The sequence below is a fragment of the Streptococcus jiangnanensis genome, from assembly GCF_040888325.1.
GTDB lineage: Bacteria > Bacillota > Bacilli > Lactobacillales > Streptococcaceae > Streptococcus > Streptococcus jiangnanensis.
Genome location: NZ_JBFNFF010000002.1, coordinates 211,245 through 231,106 on the forward strand (window position 1 = coordinate 211,245; position 19,862 = coordinate 231,106).

General features: G+C 40.5%; 16 protein-coding genes. All 16 read left to right on the forward strand.

What is annotated here, in order from left to right; all coding sequences use genetic code 11:
* Positions 1-10: 10 nt before the first annotated feature.
* The 16 genes from mltG to AB2B49_RS03780 all read left to right on the forward strand — a co-directional run bounded on the left by mltG (position 11) and on the right by AB2B49_RS03780 (position 19,796).
* Positions 11-1,762 (forward strand): endolytic transglycosylase MltG, encoded by a 1,752-nt coding sequence (gene mltG, locus AB2B49_RS03705; RefSeq protein ID WP_320691931.1) that lies wholly within the window; start codon positions 11-13, stop codon positions 1,760-1,762.
* A gap of 62 nt (positions 1,763-1,824) precedes the next feature.
* Positions 1,825-2,307, forward strand: a complete 483-nt coding sequence (gene greA / locus AB2B49_RS03710) for a transcription elongation factor GreA (protein ID WP_000818765.1) — start codon at positions 1,825-1,827, stop codon at positions 2,305-2,307.
* Positions 2,308-2,383: 76 nt separating this feature from the next.
* The gene (locus AB2B49_RS03715) at positions 2,384-3,748 is read left to right on the forward strand and encodes an amino acid permease (protein ID WP_071851165.1); all 1,365 of its coding nucleotides are present in this window, start codon (positions 2,384-2,386) and stop codon (positions 3,746-3,748) included.
* Positions 3,749-3,839: 91 nt separating this feature from the next.
* Positions 3,840-4,250: a GNAT family N-acetyltransferase gene (locus AB2B49_RS03720; protein ID WP_081364918.1), complete on the forward strand. Its 411-nt coding sequence runs from the start codon at positions 3,840-3,842 to the stop codon at positions 4,248-4,250.
* A 198-nt stretch (positions 4,251-4,448) separates the two neighbouring features.
* Positions 4,449-4,658 (forward strand): helix-turn-helix transcriptional regulator, encoded by a 210-nt coding sequence (locus AB2B49_RS03725; protein WP_001107501.1) that lies wholly within the window; start codon positions 4,449-4,451, stop codon positions 4,656-4,658.
* Positions 4,648-5,136 carry a DUF6773 family protein gene (locus AB2B49_RS03730; RefSeq protein ID WP_071851163.1) on the forward strand — a complete coding sequence of 163 codons (489 nt, stop codon included), beginning with the start codon at positions 4,648-4,650 and terminating at the stop codon, positions 5,134-5,136. Before AB2B49_RS03725 ends, AB2B49_RS03730 begins: the two co-directional genes overlap by 11 nt.
* A 116-nt stretch (positions 5,137-5,252) precedes the next feature.
* Entirely contained in the window at positions 5,253-6,713 is a 1,461-nt protein-coding gene (locus AB2B49_RS03735) for a nicotinate phosphoribosyltransferase (RefSeq protein ID WP_320691932.1), read from the forward strand.
* Positions 6,710-7,534, forward strand: coding sequence for an ammonia-dependent NAD(+) synthetase (nadE, locus tag AB2B49_RS03740; RefSeq protein WP_320691933.1), 825 nt, complete (start codon positions 6,710-6,712; stop codon positions 7,532-7,534). The genes AB2B49_RS03735 and nadE overlap by 4 nt, the downstream gene beginning before the upstream one ends.
* A gap of 155 nt (positions 7,535-7,689) precedes the next feature.
* Positions 7,690-8,241: a GNAT family N-acetyltransferase gene (locus tag AB2B49_RS03745; RefSeq protein WP_320691934.1), complete on the forward strand. Its 552-nt coding sequence runs from the start codon at positions 7,690-7,692 to the stop codon at positions 8,239-8,241.
* Positions 8,242-8,404: 163 nt separating this feature from the next.
* A complete protein-coding gene (ccdA2, locus tag AB2B49_RS03750) occupies positions 8,405-9,115 on the forward strand; it encodes a thiol-disulfide oxidoreductase-associated membrane protein CcdA2 (RefSeq protein ID WP_049505338.1) in 711 nt (236 codons plus the stop codon).
* A 13-nt stretch (positions 9,116-9,128) separates the two neighbouring features.
* Positions 9,129-9,692, forward strand: coding sequence for a redoxin family protein (locus tag AB2B49_RS03755; protein WP_049505339.1), 564 nt, complete (start codon positions 9,129-9,131; stop codon positions 9,690-9,692).
* Between the two features lie 9 nt (positions 9,693-9,701).
* On the forward strand, positions 9,702-10,814 hold the full coding sequence (gene msrB / locus AB2B49_RS03760) for a peptide-methionine (R)-S-oxide reductase MsrB (protein WP_049505340.1): 1,113 nt from the start codon (positions 9,702-9,704) through the stop codon (positions 10,812-10,814).
* Between the two features lie 70 nt (positions 10,815-10,884).
* The gene (locus AB2B49_RS03765) at positions 10,885-11,622 is read left to right on the forward strand and encodes a response regulator transcription factor (protein ID WP_049505341.1); all 738 of its coding nucleotides are present in this window, start codon (positions 10,885-10,887) and stop codon (positions 11,620-11,622) included.
* Positions 11,619-13,310, forward strand: coding sequence for a cache domain-containing sensor histidine kinase (locus tag AB2B49_RS03770; protein WP_049505342.1), 1,692 nt, complete (start codon positions 11,619-11,621; stop codon positions 13,308-13,310). The genes AB2B49_RS03765 and AB2B49_RS03770 overlap by 4 nt, the downstream gene beginning before the upstream one ends.
* Positions 13,311-13,419: 109 nt before the next feature.
* Positions 13,420-13,983 carry a TIGR01440 family protein gene (locus AB2B49_RS03775; RefSeq protein ID WP_049505343.1) on the forward strand — a complete coding sequence of 188 codons (564 nt, stop codon included), beginning with the start codon at positions 13,420-13,422 and terminating at the stop codon, positions 13,981-13,983.
* A gap of 2 nt (positions 13,984-13,985) precedes the next feature.
* Positions 13,986-19,796, forward strand: coding sequence for a ZmpA/ZmpB/ZmpC family metallo-endopeptidase (locus AB2B49_RS03780; protein WP_320691935.1), 5,811 nt, complete (start codon positions 13,986-13,988; stop codon positions 19,794-19,796).
* Positions 19,797-19,862 lie beyond the last annotated feature (66 nt).

Here is a 19,862-nt window from a genome sequence, read left to right on the forward strand (position 1 = left end):
CAAGGAGGTAATGCTTTTGACTGAAAAATCAAGAGAAGAAGAAAAATTAAGCTTTAAAGAGCAGATTCTACGTGATTTAGAAAGAGTAAAAGAACAAGATAGAAGAGAGAAAGAAGTAGAGATTCCAAATCTGACGGCTTCATCATCTCAAGCTAGTTCAGCAACTCCTTCAGATCTTGAACCAGAAACATCAACAGAAGAGTTGATGGCTGATTCCCTATCTGTTGTCGATAAAATCCTAAAAAATGCACCAAGTGTTCCTCCACTTTCAAGTGCTAGAACTGATGAAACGGATGACCAAGAAGAGAAAGAGATTAGACAGCCAATCATCGACAAGATTGAAGTTGTAGAATCTGAAGAACCTCTGGTAGAGCCGATTCATCTGGCTGAAGAACCTATAGTGGAACCTGTTCAACCTGAGGTAGAACCAGTTGAGCTTAAACCCGAAGAAAAAGAATTTAACGATACTCCGACTAAGGTTGCCGTAACCTATAAAACAGAAGACAAGAAAGAGGAAATCACTCCAGAAATGCCTGAAAGAGTTGAGCCTGTTTCTACAGAGTCTAGCAGTGGATTAGCTGATGCTCCACGTCGTAGTCGTCGTCAAGGTGCAACATCAACTAAGAAAAAGAAAAAATCAAAAGCTAAAGGTTGCCTAGTAACAGTTCTAGTTCTCCTAGTACTCGTTGCAGTTGGTGGTTACTTTGGTTATGGTTACGTTCAAGATTCCTTGAAACCTGTGGATGCGAGCTCTAAGGACTATGTAACGGTTCAAATCCCAGACGGTGCAAACGTTCAAGAAATTGGAAGCACCTTGGAAAAATCAGGTTTGGTTAAACATGGACTTATCTTTAGTCTTTATGCTAAATACTATAGCCATGCTAACTTGAAGTCAGGTTATTACAACTTGAAGAAGAGTATGAGTACGGATGAGTTGATTCAAGAATTGGAAAAAGGTGGGACTCCTGAAGCTCAGGCACCTGTTCTTGCAAACTTGACAATTCCAGAAGGCTATACATTAGAGCAAATCGCTCAAACAGTAGGACAACTTCAAGGTGAATTTAAAGAACCTCTTACTGCGGATGCTTTCTTGGCAAAAGTTCAAGATGAGACCTTTATCTCACAATTAGTAGCCAAGTATCCAAACCTACTTGGAAGTCTTCCAACAAAAGACAGTGGCGTTCGTTATCGTCTTGAAGGCTACCTTTTCCCAGCGACCTATACGATCAAAGACAGTACAACTGTTGAAAGTTTGATTGATGAGATGGTGGCTGCTATGGATAAGGCTATGTCACCATATTACGCTACGATCAAAGAAAAGAATCTGACAGTTAATGAATTGCTCAGCATTGCTTCTCTTGTCGAAAAAGAAGGTGCTAAGACCGAAGACCGCAAGAAAATCGCAGGTGTCTTCTATAACCGCTTGAATGTTGGTATGCCACTTCAAAGTAATATCGCTATCCTATATGCTCAAGGAAAACTTGGTCAAAAGATTAGTTTAGCAGATGACGCTGGAATTGATACAACGATTGATTCACCATACAATGTTTATACACACCTTGGCCTCATGCCTGGACCGGTTGATAGCCCAAGTTCGGATGCGATTGAAGCAAGTGTAAATCAGACAAAGAGTGAGTACTTGTACTTTGTAGCAAATGTTGAAGACGGTAAAGTATACTTTGCGACAACAAAAGAAGAACATGATCAAAACGTTGCAGAGCATATCAATAGCAAGTTACCTCAAGCAAGTAGTTCAAACTAAAATTATGTGGTTTTCCACATAATTTTGTTTTAAAAAAGTAAATAGAAAAGAAAGTTAAAAAAATGGCAGAAAAAACTTACCCAATGACCCTTGAAGAAAAGGAAAAACTAGAAAAAGAATTAGAGGAGTTGAAACTCGTTCGACGCCCTGAAGTCGTAGAGCGTATCAAGATTGCTCGTTCCTATGGAGACCTTTCAGAAAATAGTGAGTATGAAGCAGCGAAAGATGAACAAGCTTTTGTTGAAGGTCAAATTTCAAGTCTAGAAACAAAGATTCGCTATGCTGAAATTGTTAATAGCGATGCAGTTGCCCAAGATGAGGTAGCAATCGGTAAAACAGTAACAATCCAAGAAGTTGGTGAAGACGAAGAAGAGGTCTACATCATCGTCGGTTCTGCAGGTGCAGATGCTTTTGCTGGTAAAGTATCAAATGAAAGTCCGATTGGCCGTGCTTTGATTGGCAAGAAGACTGGCGATACTGCAACGATTGAAACACCAGTTGGTAGCTATGATGTCAAAATCTTAAAGGTTGAGAAAACAGCCTAAATAGGATGAAAAAGGAGTAGTGAAGGTTTTGCCTTGCTCAACTCCTTTTTGGTTTTTTGGATAAAAAGGAGACTATATGAGTGAAAATAAGAAGAAAAACAAAATGGAGCGTGGATTAACCAATCGCCATGTTCAGGTGATGGCTATTGCGGGAACAATCGGAACAGGACTTTTCCTAGGCGCTGGTCGCTCTATCAGCCTTACAGGACCTTCGATCATCCTGATTTATATGATTACAGGAGCCTTTATGTTTTTGATGATGAGGGCTGTTGGGGAGATGCTGTATCAGGATCCAGAACAGCATACCTTTATCAACTTTATCACCCGTCATTTGGGGAAAGGCTGGGGATATTTCTCAGTTTGGTCTTATTGGTTGTCTGTTGTCTTTATCGGTATGGCAGAAATCACTGCCATCTCAGACTATGTCCGCTTCTGGTTCCCTACCTGGCCTAGCTGGATGATTCAGCTTGTCTTTTTAACGATTTTGGCTTTGGTCAACTTGATTGCGGTTAAGCTCTTTGGAGAAGTCGAGTTTTGGTTTGCTATGGTCAAGATTGTGGCGATTTTAGCCATGATTGCCACTGGGGTCTTTATGGTTTTGACGGGCTTTAAGACACCTCATGGTGTTGCAAGTTTGGCAAATATCAGCGACCAGTTCTCTCTTTTTCCAAATGGAGTTATGAACTTTGTCATGGCCTTTCAAATGGTATTTTTTGCCTATCTGATGATTGAGTTTATCGGGGTGACAACTTCTGAAACAAAGAACCCTCGTCAGGTCTTGCCCAAAGCTGTCAAGGAAATTCCTCTCAGAATTATCTTCTTCTATGGGGGAGCTCTCATTGCGATTATGGCCATTATTCCTTGGTCTTATCTTAATTCTTCAGATTCTCCATTTGTAACGGTTTTTGAACTGGCAGGGATCAAGTGGGCAGCAGCTCTAATCAACTTTGTTGTCTTGACCTCAGCGGCGTCTGCTCTTAACTCAACTCTCTACTCAACAGGGAGACACTTATATCAGATTGCCCATGATTCGCCCAATCGTTTCTTAAAGGCCATCAAGGTCGATACCCTTTCTCGTCACAATGTTCCACAAAATGCCATCATTGCCTCAGCAATCTTGATTGCTCTGGCAGCCTTTATCAACGTGCTACCAGGTGTTTCAGATGCTTTTGCTTTGATCACAGCATCCTCATCAGGTGTTTACATCGCTATTTATATCTTGATTATGGTGGCTCATCTTAAATACCGCAAGTCACAAGATTTCATGGCTAATGGCTACCTCATGCCTCAGTATCGCTTGCTTAATCCCCTAACCATTCTCTTTTTTGTCTTTGTTTTTGTGACTCTCTTTTTGCAAGAGTCGACTTTCATGGGTGCAGTTGGTTCTGCTATCTGGATCCTTGTTTTTGGGATTTATAGTCAGTGGAAATTTAGAAAATAACTCATCAACTCTGTTTGGTGAGTTTTTCTAGTTTGACAGTCCATCGAAATAAGACTATAATCAAGCTGTAGTAGTTTATTAGGAGGTTTGGATGTACGTTAGATTGGAAAATAAGGAATCGCATAAAGCGCAAGAAATAGGGGATTTGATTCGTACTTATAATCGCTCTAAAAGAGAAGAGGCTGAAAGTGAGTCGCTGAACCTTTATGTCGAAGACGAAAAGGGCAATCTCATGGCAGGCTTAGTAGCTGAGACTTTTGGAAATTGGTTGGAAATCGAATATTTGTTTGTGAAAGAGGAATTACGGGGACAAGGAATTGGTTCGAAACTATTGCAACAAGCTGAAAATGAAGCCAAGAAACGAAATTGTCGTTTTGCTTTCGTGAATACTTATCAGTTTCAAGCGCCAGATTTTTATCTAAGTCATGGGTACAAGGAAGTTTTTGCCTTGCAAGACTATCCCTACACAGGACAAAGATACTATTACCAAAAGGATTTGTGATCTAGACTTCTTTCCTTTGAAGAGGAGCTTAGCTAAGTAGCAAAAATAACGAATACTCTTTATCATGTAAGATGGTAGAGAGTTTTTTTGTTAATAAAATATTACAAAATGACATTTATATATTGCATTAAGTCAGATATATGGTATAATATATTTAAAAAGAAGCGCAACTTTTTAAAAATTAAAAGGAGGAATCAAGTGGCTAAAAATTTAAAGCTAAAACTAGCTCGTGTGGAACTTGATATGACACAGGGGGATTTGGCAGAGGCTGTTGGTGTTACTAGGCAGACTATAGGCTTGATAGAAGCAGGGAAATATAATCCTAGTCTTTCCCTTTGCCAGTCTATTTGCAGATGCTTAGGCAAAACTTTGGATCAATTATTTTGGGAGGAAGAAGATGAAAAATAGATTTTTTTATTATCAATTACTAGACGAAAGAGAAGAACAACTGTTTAACAAAGCTGGGACAGAGACTTTTTATATGTTTATCGGGCTCATTCTGCTAAGTTATTTGGTGGCTGTATTAGCACCTGCTCTTTTTAATCCTGATATTCTTCTAGTTACTCTTATTTTAGGAATTTTCTTCTTTTTCAATCGTGCACGACAACTTGGAGTGACCTACTATAGTCGTTTTCATTTTACGATTGTAGGGTGTTTGCTGGTAACTCTCGCTATTACGACTCTCTTGATGTTGCAGAATTATCAATTCAATATCGAAATTTATCAGCACAATCCTCTGAACGTTAAATACTTGTCTGCTTGGGTCATTACTTATCTGATTTACCTTCCTTGGGTTTTTATCGGTAATCTCGGGCTTAAAAGCTATGGCGAATGGGCTCAAAAAAAGTTTGAGCAAGATATGGATGAACTGGAGAATGGAGAATAGCTTGTTAGCTTTTTATCAATCTCGGTAAAATGTGTTATAATAGTACTAATTTATCGGATGGTGTGAAAGTGGTAGAATACGTTCATACCTTTGTAAAGTAGGAAGAAGGAAAACAGATGTATCCAGATGATAGTTTGACATTGCACACGGACTTGTACCAGATTAACATGATGCAAGTTTACTTTGACCAAGGAATTCACAATAAAAAGGCGGTCTTTGAAGTTTATTTCCGCCAGCAACCATTTAACAACGGTTATGCGGTTTTTGCTGGCTTGGAAAGAATTGTACATTATCTTGAAGACTTACGCTTTTCAGATAGCGATATTGCCTACTTGGAGACGCTTGGGTATCATGGAGAATTCTTGGATTACCTACGAAATCTCAAGTTGGAGTTGACGGTTCGTTCTGCTCAGGAAGGGGACTTGGTTTTTGCTAATGAGCCAATTGTTCAAGTTGAAGGCCCTCTAGCCCAATGTCAGTTGGTCGAAACGGCTCTCTTGAACATCGTTAACTTTCAAACCTTGATAGCGACCAAGGCAGCACGTATTCGTTCGGTCATTGAAGATGAGCCTTTGATGGAATTCGGTACACGTCGTGCGCAAGAAATGGATGCAGCTATCTGGGGAACACGCGCAGCCGTGATTGGTGGAGCCAACGGGACTAGCAATGTGCGAGCAGGGAAGCTCTTTGGTATTCCTGTCTTAGGTACTCATGCTCATGCCTTGGTACAGGTTTATGGAAACGACTATAAGGCCTTTAAGGCCTATGCTTCAACCCATCGTGACTGTGTCTTTCTAGTAGATACATATGATACGCTTCGCATCGGTGTGCCAGCTGCTATTCAGGTAGCTCGTGAACTGGGAGACAAGATTAATTTTAAAGGCGTTCGTATCGACTCAGGGGATATAGCCTATATTTCCAAGAAAGTTCGCCAACAGTTAGATGAGGCTGGATATCCAGATGCCAAAATTTACGCTTCCAATGACCTCGACGAAAATACCATCCTTAACCTCAAAATGCAACACGCTAAGATTGATGTCTGGGGGGTGGGTACCAAGCTGATTACAGCCTATGATCAGCCAGCTCTTGGGGCAGTTTATAAGATTGTGGCTATTGAAGATGAAACTGGTAAGATGCGCAATACCATCAAGCTTTCAAGCAATGCTGAAAAAGTATCGACCCCAGGTAAGAAGCAGGTATGGCGCATTACCAGCCGTGAAAAAGGCAAGTCAGAAGGTGACTACATTACTTATGATGGTGTGGATGTGAGCGCCATGACTGAAATCAAGATGTTCCATCCAACTTATACTTACATCAAGAAGACCGTTCGAAATTTTGATGCCGTTCCTCTCTTGGTGGAAATTTTCAAAGAAGGAACATTGGTTTACAAATTGCCTAGTTTAACTGAGATTCAAGCCTATGCTCGTAAGGAATTTGACAAGCTATGGGATGAGTATAAACGGGTTCTCAATCCGCAACATTACCCAGTAGACTTGGCGCGTGATATTTGGCAAGATAAGATGGACTTGATTGACAAGATGCGTAAGGAAGCCCTTGGCGAAGGAGAAGAAGAATGAGTTTGCAAGAGACCATTATCCAGCAACTAGGTGTCAAGCCAGTGATTGACGCCCAGGAGGAAATTCGTCGTTCCATTGACTTCTTAAAGAGATACTTGAAAAAACACCCCTTCCTTAAAAGTTTTGTACTGGGGATTTCTGGAGGTCAGGACTCAACCTTAGCAGGGCGCTTGGCGCAATTAGCTATGGAAGAAATGCGAGCAGAGACAGGAGATGACAGCTACCAATTTATCGCTGTCCGCCTGCCATATGGCGTGCAAGCTGATGAAGCAGATGCACAAAAAGCTCTCGCTTTCATCCAGCCAGATGTCAGCTTTGTTGTGAATATAAAGGACTCAGCTGATGCCATGACAGCTGCAGTCGAAGCGACAGGAAGTCCTGTTTCAGACTTTAATAAGGGCAATATTAAAGCTCGTAGTCGTATGATTGCCCAATATGCCCTTGCGGGTGCCCATAGCGGAGCTGTCATTGGAACAGACCATGCCGCGGAAAATATCACAGGCTTTTTTACCAAGTTTGGTGACGGTGGTGCAGACATTCTCCCTCTTTATCGCCTCAATAAACGTCAAGGGAAACAACTCTTGAAGGAACTTGGTGCAGACCCAGCCCTTTATGAAAAAATCCCAACAGCAGATTTGGAAGAAGAAAAACCAGGTATTGCAGACGAAGTCGCACTTGGAGTAACTTACAATGAAATTGACGACTACCTCGAAGGAAAAACAATCAGCCCAGAAGCCCAAGCGACTATTGAAAACTGGTGGTACAAAGGCCAACACAAACGCCACCTACCAATCACCGTCTTTGATGACTTTTGGGAGTGAAAACCTCCAGTGGAGGTTTTCAGCCCGAGTCTAGAAACGGGAAAACGAGGAACCTCCAGTGGAGGTTTTTACCCTGAGCCTAGAAATGAGAAAGCGAAGAAGGTCTGGGGGACCTTTTTAGCTTGAGCCTTAAGCTTAGAAAGCGAGGTAACATTATGAAAGCAATCGGTACGCAAATGTTACAGACAGAACGTTTAATCTTGAGAAGATTTGTGGAGAGTGATGCGGAAGCCATGTTTCAAAATTGGGCTTCGTCTCCTGAGAACCTGACCTATGTCACCTGGGATCCTCATCCTGATGTTGAAGTGACTCGGAACTCGATTCGAAATTGGGTTGCATCCTATACCAATCCCAACTATTACAAATGGGCCATTTGTCTCAAAGAAAATCCTGGGCAAGTGATAGGAGATATCAGCATCGTTGAGATGAATGAGAAAGATTCAAGTTGTGAAATTGGGTATGTTTTAGGAAAAAATTATTGGGGTCGTGGTATGATGACGGAGGCCTTGAAAGCTGTGTTAGACTTTTGTTTTACTCAAGCAGGTTTTCAAAAGGCAAGAGCTCGATATGCTAGTCTCAACCCAGCTTCAGGCCGTGTGATGGAAAAAGCGGGAATGTCTTATCTAAAAACCATTGCCAATGGTGTGGAGAGAAAAGACTACGTTGCGGACCTTATTTATTACCAGATAAGCAGAGAAGACAGATGATTTTCTTTTCTGTTTCCATCAAAGTCAGACCTTGTCTGGCTTTTTTTGTGCCAGATTTCTAAATAAACTGATTAAATTCCTATTTTTCCCTATCATTGTCCCTGTTTTTTCTGGAGTTTTGGGGATATAATAGACCTATCAAATCAAAGAATGGAGGAAGGCAATGGACAATGTAATCTTTTTTATTAGTGTTTTTCTTGCTGGAATTCTTTCCTTCTTTTCTCCTTGTATTTTACCCTTGTTGCCAGTCTATGCAGGAGTCTTATTGGATGATAAGAATGATGCTCAGGCTTCTAGCGGAAAATTTTCAATCTCAGTTGTAAGTTTATTGCGAACTCTGGCCTTTATAGCGGGGATTTCCTTTGTTTTTATCTTACTGGGTTATGGAGCTGGTTTTTTAGGCAATTTGCTGTATGCTTCTTGGTTTCAGTATGTGACGGGTGCGATTATCATTCTCTTGGGCTTGCACCAGATGGAAGTCTTACATTTGCAGGGACTCTACAAGGAAAGAAGGCTACAATTAAAGAGACAAGGGCAAAAGGGTAACGGCTATAGTCAGGCATTTTTACTGGGGTTAACCTTTAGTTTTGCTTGGACGCCATGTGTGGGGCCGGTTCTGGGCTCTGTTTTGGCTTTGGCGGCTTCAGGTGGTTCAGGTGCTTGGCAGGGAGCTGGTCTCATGTTGGTTTACACGCTGGGTTTGGCACTACCATTTTTAGTTCTAGCTCTTGCCTCCAGCTATGTTTTGAAACATTTCCGAAAACTCCATCCTTATCTCGGAATCCTCAAAAAAGTGGGTGGTTTCCTCATTATCGTGATGGGAATCTTGGTGCTTTTGGGAAATGCTTCCATTTTGACTACATTATTTGAATAGAGAGGAAAAAGAAATGAAAAAATGGCAAACATGTCTCCTTGGAGTAGGCTCAATTTGTTGCTTGGTAGCCTGTTCGGCTAAAAACATGTCAGACGAGTCTACTATGAAGGAGCAATCCAAAACAGAACAAGTTAGTTCACAAACTGCGACTAAAGGTCAGGTGGTTGCTGATTTTGAACTGATGGGAGTAGATGGTAAGACCTACCGTTTATCTGATTACAAGGGCAAGAAAGTCTATCTTAAATTCTGGGCTTCTTGGTGTTCCATCTGTCTAGCCAGTCTTCCAGATACCGATGAAATCGCTAAGGATGCTGGTGATGACTATGTAGTTTTGACAGTGGTCTCTCCTGGTCACAAGGGGGAGCAATCTGAAGCGGACTTTAAGAATTGGTACAAGGGCTTGGATTATAAAAATTTTCCAGTTTTAATTGATTCATCAGGTAAACTCTTGGAAAGTTATGGTGTCCGTTCTTACCCCACTCAAGCCTTTATAGACAAGGAAGGCAAGCTGGTCAAAACGCAACCAGGTTTTATGGATAAGGATATGATTTTAAAAGAATTGAAAGAAATGGGGTAGAGAAAGATCATGAATGATAAAGTTAAACTTTTTGTCTTGGCAGGGGTCATTCTCCTAGCCTTAACCGGTTTCTATTTTCTATTGATGCGAAATGCAGGGCAGACAGATAGCTCGCAAATTGAGAAAGCATCCGTTAGCCAAGGAGGAAAAACAGTGAAAAAAACAGAAGTGAGTAAAGACGCAGACTTGCACGAAATTTATCTAGCTGGGGGATGTTTCTGGGGAGTGGAGGAATACTTCTCACGCGTGTCTGGAGTAACCGATGCCGTTTCAGGCTATGCGAACGGTAGAGGGGAAACAACCAAATACGAATTGATTAACCAAACAGGACATGCAGAGACTGTCCATGTCACCTATGATGCTAAGCAAATTTCCCTCAAGGAAATTCTTCTTCATTACTTCCGCATTATCAATCCAACCAGCAAAAATAAACAAGGAAATGATGTGGGGACTCAGTATCGTACCGGCGTATATTACACAGATGATAAGGATTTGGAAGTAATCAACCAAGTCTTTGATGAGGTGGCTAAGAAATACGACCAACCTCTGGCAGTTGAAAAGGAAAACTTGAAGAATTTTGTGGTGGCGGAGGATTACCATCAAGACTACCTCAAGAAAAATCCAAATGGCTACTGTCATATCAATGTTAATCAGGCTGCCTATCCCGTCATCGATGCCAGCAAATATCCTAAACCAAGTGATGAGGAATTGAAGAAGACCTTGTCAACTGAGGAGTATGCAGTTACCCAGAAAAATCAAACAGAACGAGCTTTTTCAAACCGTTACTGGGATAAATTTGAATCCGGTATCTATGTGGATGTGGCAACTGGTGAACCCCTCTTTTCATCAAAAGACAAGTTTGAGTCTGGTTGTGGCTGGCCTAGTTTCACCCAACCCATCAGCCCAGATGTTGCTACCTACAAAGAAGATAAGTCCTACAATATGACACGCATGGAAGTGCGGAGCCGAGTTGGAGATTCTCACCTTGGCCATGTCTTTACAGATGGACCACAGGACAAGGGTGGCTTGCGCTACTGTATCAATAGTCTTTCTATCCGATTTATTCCCAAAGACCAAATGGCAGAAAAAGGCTATGCCTATTTACTAGATTATGTTGATTAAGAAGTCTTTCCTAAGCAGTTAGAGGAGAATTTTGCTATACTGATACTAGTAAGTGGTAAAGGAGCGGAGCATGACCTACACAATCTTAATCGTAGAAGATGAGTATCTGGTAAGACAAGGTTTGAGCAAGCTGGTCAATGTAGCAGCCTACGATATGGAAATCACCGGTCAGGCTGAAAATGGAAGACAGGCTTGGGATTTGATTCAAAAGCAGGTGCCAGACATCATTTTAACCGATATCAATATGCCTCAGCTAAATGGCATCCAGTTGGCCAGTCTGGTACGAGAAACCTATCCTCAGGCGCATCTGGTATTTTTGACAGGATACGATGATTTTGATTATGCCTTATCTGCCGTCAAACTCGGTGTAGATGACTACCTGCTCAAGCCCTTTTCTCGTCAGGATATTGAGGAAATGTTGAGGAAAATCAAGCAAAAACTAGACAAGGAAGAAAAAGAAGAGCAGTTACAAGATTTATTAACCGATAAGTTTGAAGGAAATCTGGCTCAGAAGATCCAGTCTCATCTGGCTGACAGTCAGTTTAGTTTGAAGTCTTTGGCCAGTGACCTAGGTTTTAGTCCGACTTATTTGAGTTCCTTGATTAAGAAAGAGTTGGGCTTACCTTTTCAGGATTACCTGGTGAGAGAGCGTGTCAAACAAGCCAAGCTCTTACTTCTGACCACGGATTTAAAGATTTATGAGATAGCCGAAAAGGTTGGCTTTGAAGATATGAACTACTTTACCCAACGTTTTAAACAGATTGCAGGTGTGACACCTCGTCAGTTTAAGAAAGGGGAAGGCCGATGAAGCGTTCTTCTCTCTTAGTCAGAATGGTTATTTCCATCTTTCTGGTCTTTCTCATTCTCCTAGCTGTGGTTGGGACTTTCTACTATCAATCGAGTTCATCAGCTATTGAGGCCACTATTGAGGGCAATAGTCAAACGACCATTAGCCAAACTAGCCACTTTATTCAGTCTTATATCAAAAAATTAGAAACCACCTCTACCAGTTTGACCCAGCAGAAGGATGTGTTGGCCTATGCTGAGAATCCTAACCAAGACCAAGCCAAGGGAATCCGAGATCTGTTTTTGACCATCTTAAAGGCAGACCAGGACTTGAAAACGGTGGTACTGGTAACCAAATCTGGTCAGGTTATTTCTACAGATGATAGTGTGCAGATGAAAACTTCATCAGATATGATGGCTGAGGATTGGTACCAAAAGGCTATCCATCAGGGAGCTAAGCCAGTTTTGACCCCAGCTCGTAAATCAGATAGTCAGTGGGTCATTTCTGTCACTCAGGAACTTGTCGATACAAAGGGATCCAATCTTGGCGTACTTCGTTTGGATATTTCCTACGAAACTCTGGAAGCCTATCTCAACCAACTCCAGTTGGGCCAGCAGGGCTTTGCCTTTATCATCAATGAAAACCATGAATTTGTCTACCATCCTAAACGTACTGTCTATAGCTCAGCGAGTGAAATGGAGGCCATGAAACCCTACATTGAGAAGGGGCAGGGCTATACTCCTGACCACAAATCCTACGTCAGTCAGGAACAGATTGCAGGGACTGATTGGACGGTTATAGGCGTGTCTTCGCTGGAGAAGTTAGACCAGGTTCGGAGTCAACTCATGTGGACCTTGCTTGCTGCTAGTGCCTTATCTCTTCTTGCCTGTCTCTGCTTGGTGTGGTTCAGTCTCAAACGCTGGATCGCCCCTTTGAAGGATCTGAGAGAAACCATGCTGGAAATTGCTTCTGGTACACAAAATCTTCGTGCCAAAGAAGCTGGCGCCTATGAACTGAGAGAAGTGACTCGTCAGTTTAATGCCATGTTGGATCAGATTGACCAGTTGATGGCAGATGTGCGCAGGCAGGAAGAAGCGACCCGGCAGTATGAACTTCAAGCATTGTCGAGCCAGATTAACCCCCATTTCCTCTATAACACCTTGGACACCATCATCTGGATGGCTGAGTTTCAGGATAGTCAGCGAGTGGTTCAGGTGACCAAGTCCTTGGCAACCTATTTCCGCTTGGCGCTCAATCAAGGAAAGGATTTGATTTCTCTTTCTGATGAAATCAATCATGTCCGCCAGTACCTCTTTATCCAGAAACAACGCTATGGTGATAAGCTGGAGTATGAGATTGCTGAAGAACCTGACTTTGATAGCCTAGTCTTACCCAAGTTGGTGTTGCAACCTCTTGTAGAAAATGCTCTTTACCATGGTATTAAGGAGAAGGAAGGTCGGGGCAATATTAAAGTCTCTGTTCAGAAACAGGATACAGGGCTTGTCATCCGCATTGAGGATGATGGTGTTGGTTTCCAAGCTGCTGGCGATAGTAGTCAAAGTCAACTCAAACGTGGGGGAGTTGGCCTTCAAAATGTCGACCAACGACTCAAACTTCATTTTGGAGACAATTACCAGATGAAGATCAATTCTGTACCTTCAAAAGGGACGATAGTTGAAATATACATTAATAAAATAGTAATTAGCTAACTCCCAGTCTATTCTGGGAGTTTTGCTTTTAAAATTCAGAATGATTAGTTGGCCTTGATAAAATCAGTAAAAAAAGATATGATAGATAGTGACAAAAGAGGTATCAAGTATGAAGGAAAAAGACATTCAAAGAGCAACAAGCCAGATTGTAGAAGATGTATTAGAAAAGGCTAATTTGAAGCAAGGAACTATCTTTGTTTTGGGCCTTTCTTCTAGTGAGGTGATAGGTGGTCAGATTGGTAAGGAATCCAGTCAAGAAATTGGGGAAGTCATTGTGAAGACCATTCTAGATATCCTAGAGGAAAAAGGAATTCATCTAGCTGTTCAAGGTTGTGAACATGTCAATCGAGCCCTCGTTGTTGAACGTCAGGTGGCAGAACAGTTTGGTCTTGAAATCGTCAGTGTCCTTCCTACACTTCATGCAGGAGGTTCGGGTCAGTTGGCAGCCTTCAAGTTTATGCGGGATCCAGTTGAGGTTGAATTTATCAAGGCCCATGCTGGATTGGATATCGGAGATACTGCGATTGGCATGCATGTCAAGCATGTTCAGGTTCCAATTCGCCCTCTTTTGAGAGAAATTGGGCATGCCCATGTAACGGCTCTAGCTAGTCGTCCAAAATTAATTGGAGGTGCGCGTGCGCAGTATCCACAAGATTCTATCAGAAAGTCATGAGAATGAAAAAGACAAAACAACAACTAGAAAAAATTACCAAATATTCGATTCGTAAGCTCACTGTTGGGGTAGGTCCTGTAGCTATCGGGGCCTTCCTTTTTGGTGCCAGTACCCTTTCAGTAGATAAGGTGCATGCCAATGAAGTTGGCGGTGCTCATAGTGTTCATTACCGTTATTTGGCGGAGCAGGAATTGACCGAGTCTGAAAAAGCCCTGATTCACCATGAGGTTCCTACAGAATTTCAAGATGAAGATATTATTTATGTAGTTTATCGCAAGAAGGAGACTAACAGTCAACAACTTCCATACACAGGAAGTAAGGAGCTTGCTTTGGCAGGTCTTGGGTTGGCAACAGCCTCACTAGCGGTTTTATTAGTTTCCAAGAAACACCGTAGTAAAGTACTTGGTATTCTGTTAATTAGCTCTATCGGCGTCAGCAATTTTGTACCTTTTACTGCCTTTGCATTTGAAAATAAAGAGTTACTTTCGTATAACCAAACTATTTCTGCATCTACCCATGAAGGTTTGGCTAAAGGTGTTATTCATATTGAAGGATATGAGTATGTTGGTTACTTTAAAGAATCAAAATCTAGTACCAATACAAGCAGTAAAAAAGGTGAGTCGGTAGTTGAAGAACCACAGACGGAATATACAGGCAAGATTGAAGCTAAAGGCACTCAGGAGCCAGGCAAAGAGGGAGAGTCCTTAGTTCAAGAGCCACAGTCAGAAGATACAGGCAAGATTGAAGCTAAAGGCACTCAGGAGCCAGGCAAAGAGGGAGAGTCCTTAGTTCAAGAGCCACAGTCAGAAGATACAGGCAAGATTGAAGCTAAAGGCACTCAGGAGCCAGGCAAAGAGGGAGAGTCCTTAGTTCAAGAGCCACAGTCAGAATATACAGGCAAGATTGAAGCTAAAGGCACTCAGGAGCCAGGCAAAGAGGGAGAATCCTTAGTTCAAGAACCACAGGCGGACTATACAGGCAAGATTGAAGCTAAAGGTACTCAGGAGCCAGGCAAAGAGGGAGAGTCCTTAGTTCAAGAGCCACAGTCAGAAGATACAGGCAAGATTGAAGCTAAAGGTACTCAGGAGCCAGGCAAAGAGGGAGAGTCCTTAGTTCAAGAGCCACAGTCAGAAGATACAGGCAAGATTGAAGCTAAAGGTACTCAGGAGCCAGGTAAAGAAGGTGAGTCGGTAGTTCAAGAAAAGTTACCTGAATATAAAGTAACTGAGGGCGCGGTTACGAAAGAAACTACTACGGAGATTGACTATAAGACAGAAATTATCGAAGATCCAACCAAATATACGGATGAAGAAACTGTCATCCAAGATGGAGAAAAGGGTAGTCAAATTACCAAAACGACTTATAAGACTCTCGACGGTATTGAGACTGATCAAGTTTTAAATACAACAACCATTGTCATCAAAGAACCAGTCATTAAAAAAATAAGCCGTGGTACAAAACCAATTGAAGGAACTCTGGTAGAAGAAAGTCTTGAAAAGATTCCGTTTAAGGAAAAGGTTGAAGAAGATGATCAACTGAAAAAAGGTGAAAGAGTTACTGTCAAAGAAGGAAAAGACGGACAGAAAAAGGTTATAAAGACTTATAAGACAATTAAAGGACTGAAGACTGAAGAAGCACCGAAAGTTGTCGAACAGGTTTTGGAGTTAGATCAAGATCGTATCGTTAAATTAGGAACTAAAAACTTTGAAAAACCAATTTTAAGTTTGTCGCTTATCGATGTTAAAGATTTAAAACGAACATCTCAAATTCGTTACAATTTGGAAAACCCAAGTAAGGCAGCCATTAAATCTATCACCTTAACTCTGAAAAAAGGTGATGAGATTGTCAAAACTTTGACTATTTCACCAGACAACTTAACAGCTAGCCTGACAGATTTGCAGTACTATAAGGATTATAAACTCGAAACCAAAATGGTTTATGACCGTGGTGAAGGTGATGAAGAAGAAGTTCTAAGGGAAGAACCACTAAGAATTGACCTCAAAAAAGTTGAAGTCAAAAACATCAAAGAAACAAGCTTGATGAGTGTGGATGATGCTGGTGTTGAAACGGATAGTAGCTTCTTAACTTCTGTTCCAACTAATGTAAAACCATACTATCTAAAAATCGCTACGCATGATAATAAGGTGACCCGTCTTGCTGTGGATAAAATCGAAGAAGTTACTGTCGATGGAAAAGCACTATACAAGGTCACTGCTAAAGCTCCTGACCTCGTTCAGCATACGGATGGTAACCAGCTCAGTGAGGAATACGTCCATTATTTTGCCAAGCCAAAATCTCACGAAGAGAATGTCTACTACGATTTCAATGAATTGGTAAAAGCAATGCAAGCTAATCGTAAGGGGACGTTTAAGCTTGGTGCAGATTTGAACGCAGCAAATGTTCCAACTCCAAATAAACAATATGTACCAGGTGTATTTAATGGTCATTTAACAAGTGTTGATGGAAAACAGTATACCATTCATAATATCGCTCGACCATTGTTTGAGCGCATTGAGAATGCTTCTGTGAAGAATATCAATCTTGGCAATGTGAATATTAATATGCCTTGGGCAGAAAATATTGCACCTGTTGCAAGAATTGTTAAAAATGCTGTAATCGAAAATGTCAAAGTTACAGGCCATATTATTGCGAAAAATGATATTGCTGGTGTGGTTAATAAATTAGATGGTGAGGGCGCTAAAGTTAATAATGTTGCTTTCATTGGTAAAATTGATGGTGTTGGGGATAAAGGATGGAATCTTGCTGGTATTGTGGGTGAGATTTGGAAAGGCCATGCGAATAAAACATATGTAGAAGCTGATATTACAGCAACTAAGGCCCGGGCTGCTGGTCTTGCGTCTACTGTTGACAATAGTTCGGACCCTAATGGCATCGGTAAATATGGGACTGTACGAAATTCAGTCGCTAAAGGAACAATTAAAGTTAAATCACCTGTAGATGTTGGAGGTTTCATCAGTAAGAACTGGGTATGGGGCAAACTTGAAAATAATGTTTCAATGATGAAAGTTGAGAACGGTGAAGAATTCTATGGTTCCGGTGATATTGATTACGATGGGGGATACTTCACGAATAATGCTCTTGAAAGAAACTTTGTTGTAAAAGATGTTAGTGCAGGTAAACATTCGTTCAAATATTCTCGTTCACATAGAATTAGAGAAATTAGTCTCGAAGAAGCTAATACCAAGATTGATGCAATGGGAATCACTGCTGATAAGTTTGAAATTAAACCTCTAATTGAGGACACTCTCAACAATACAAAATCATTAGATGAGACCTATAAAGATACTCAAGATTACAGAATTGACCGTGAACTTGCTTATCGCAATATCGAAAAATTACAACCGTTCTACAATAAAGAGTGGATTGTCAATCAGGCCAATAAATTGGAAGCCAGTTCAAACTTGGTTACGAAAGAAGTTCTTTCTGTTACAGGTTTGAAAAATGGACAGTTTGTAACTGACTTGTCAGATGTTGATCATATTATGATTCATTATGCTGATGGTACTAAGGAAGAAAAAGTTGTCACACGTAAAGCTGATTCTCAAGTCCAACAAGTTCGTGAATATAGTATCGAAGGTCTTGGTGACGTCGTTTATACACCGAATATGGTTGTTAAAGATAGAACACAATTAATCAACGATATTAAAGCAAAATTAGCAGGTGTTGAATTGATTTCACCTGAAGTACGTGCGTTAATGGACAAACGTGGTAAAGCCGAAGAAAATACTGATGGTCGTAAAGATGGTTATATTAAAAATCTATTCCTTGAAGAAAGCTTTGAAGAAACGAAAGCTAATTTGGATAAATTAGTCAAAGCTTTAGCCGAAAACGAAGACCATCAATTGAATAGTGATGAAGCTGCCATGAAAGCTCTTCTTAAAAAAGTAGAAGACAACAAAGCTAAAATTATGATGGCTCTTACTTATTTAAATCGTTATTATGGATTTAAATACAATGATATGAGCATTAAAGATCTTATGATGTTCAAGCCTGATTTTTATGGTAAGAACGTTAGCGTTATTGATAGATTGATTCAAATTGGTTCACGTGAACATTTCTTGAAAGGAGACCGAACTCAAGATGCTTATCGTGATGTGATTGCGGGAGCAACAGGTAAAGGTAATTTAAATGACTTCTTAACATATAACATGAAACTCTTTACAGAAGATACTGATATGAATGTATGGTATAAGAAATCTATTTCTCATACTAACTATGTAGTTGAGAAACAATCATCTAACCCTGATTTTGCTAATAAGAAATATCACTTATATGAAAACTTAAATAACGGTGAACATGGTCGATACATTTTACCACTTCTTAATACGAAGAAGGCTCACATGTTCTTAATTTCAACGTACAATACGCTAGCGTTTAGTGCATTTGAGAAATATGGTAAGAATACAGAATCTGAACGTGAAGCGTTTAAGAAAGAAATCGATTTACGTGCACAAGAGCAAATTAATTACTTAGACTTCTGGTCAAGACTTGCTGCTGATAATGTACGTAATCAATTGTTGAAATCTGAAAATATGGTTCCATCAGCAATTTGGGATAACCAAGATGTTCCAGGTAATGGATGGTCTGACCGAATGGGTCATAATAAGAATGGTGACTATGCTCCAGTTCGTGAGTTCTATGGACCTACAGGTAAATGGCACGGATATAACGGTATGGGTGCGTATGCTTATATCTTTTCTAACCCACAAAATTCAGAGGCTGTATACTACATCATCTCTAGTATGATTAGTGATTATGGTACATCTGCATTCACTCACGAAACAACTCATATCAATGACCGTATGGCCTACTTAGGAACATGGCGTCACCGTGAAGGGACAGATATTGAATCATTTGCTCAAGGTATGCTACAATCGCCATCTCTTACAAACTATAATGGTGAATATGGTTCACTTGGATTAAATATGGCGTACGAACGTAAAAATGATGGTACACAAATTTATAACTATGATCCTAATATGTTAAGTAGTCGTGAGAAGATTGATCACTACATGAAGAACTATAACGAATCAATGATGATGCTTGATTACTTAGAAGCAGAATCTGTCATCAAGAAAAATACTGGAACTAACGATAAGTGGTTCAAGAAAATCGATAAGAAATATCGCGAAAAAGCGAGCTATAATAAGTTAGAAGGTGCACCACACCAATGGGATTTAGTTCGTGATTTAAATGATGATGAGAAGAGTATGAAACTGACAGCTATTGATCAACTTGTAGATAACAACTTCGCTACTAAACACGGGCTACCAGGTAATGGTCATTACCGTACTGAAGGATTCGATTCTGCTTATACTGTTGTGAATATGATGACTGGTATTTACGGTGGTAACACAAGTAAGAGTACGGCTGGCTCAATCTCATTCAAACACAATACATTCCGTATGTGGGGCTACTACGGTTACCTTGATGGATTCTTAGGGTATGCATCTAACAAGTATAAACAAGAATCTAAAGCAGCCGGTAACGTAGGTCTAGGTGATGACTTTATCATCCAAAAAGTTTCTAAAGGTAGATTTAATACATTAGAAGAGTGGAAGAAAGAATGGTATAAAGAAGTCAGAGCTAAAGCTGAGAAAGGTTTTGTAGAAATTGAAATTGATGGTCAAAAGATTTCAACATATGAAAAACTTCAAGAGCTATTCGATGCTACAGTTGAAAAAGACCTTCAAGGTAATAAATTTGATAATACAGTGAATCTTAAATGGAAAGTTTACAAACAACTCTTGCAGAAATCAGACGGATTTACTGGAGATTTATTCACTAAATAGTAGATAGGACTAGTAAAATGAAAAAAGGTAGATCAGCTTTGTCTGTATCTGCCTTTTTGTGCTATA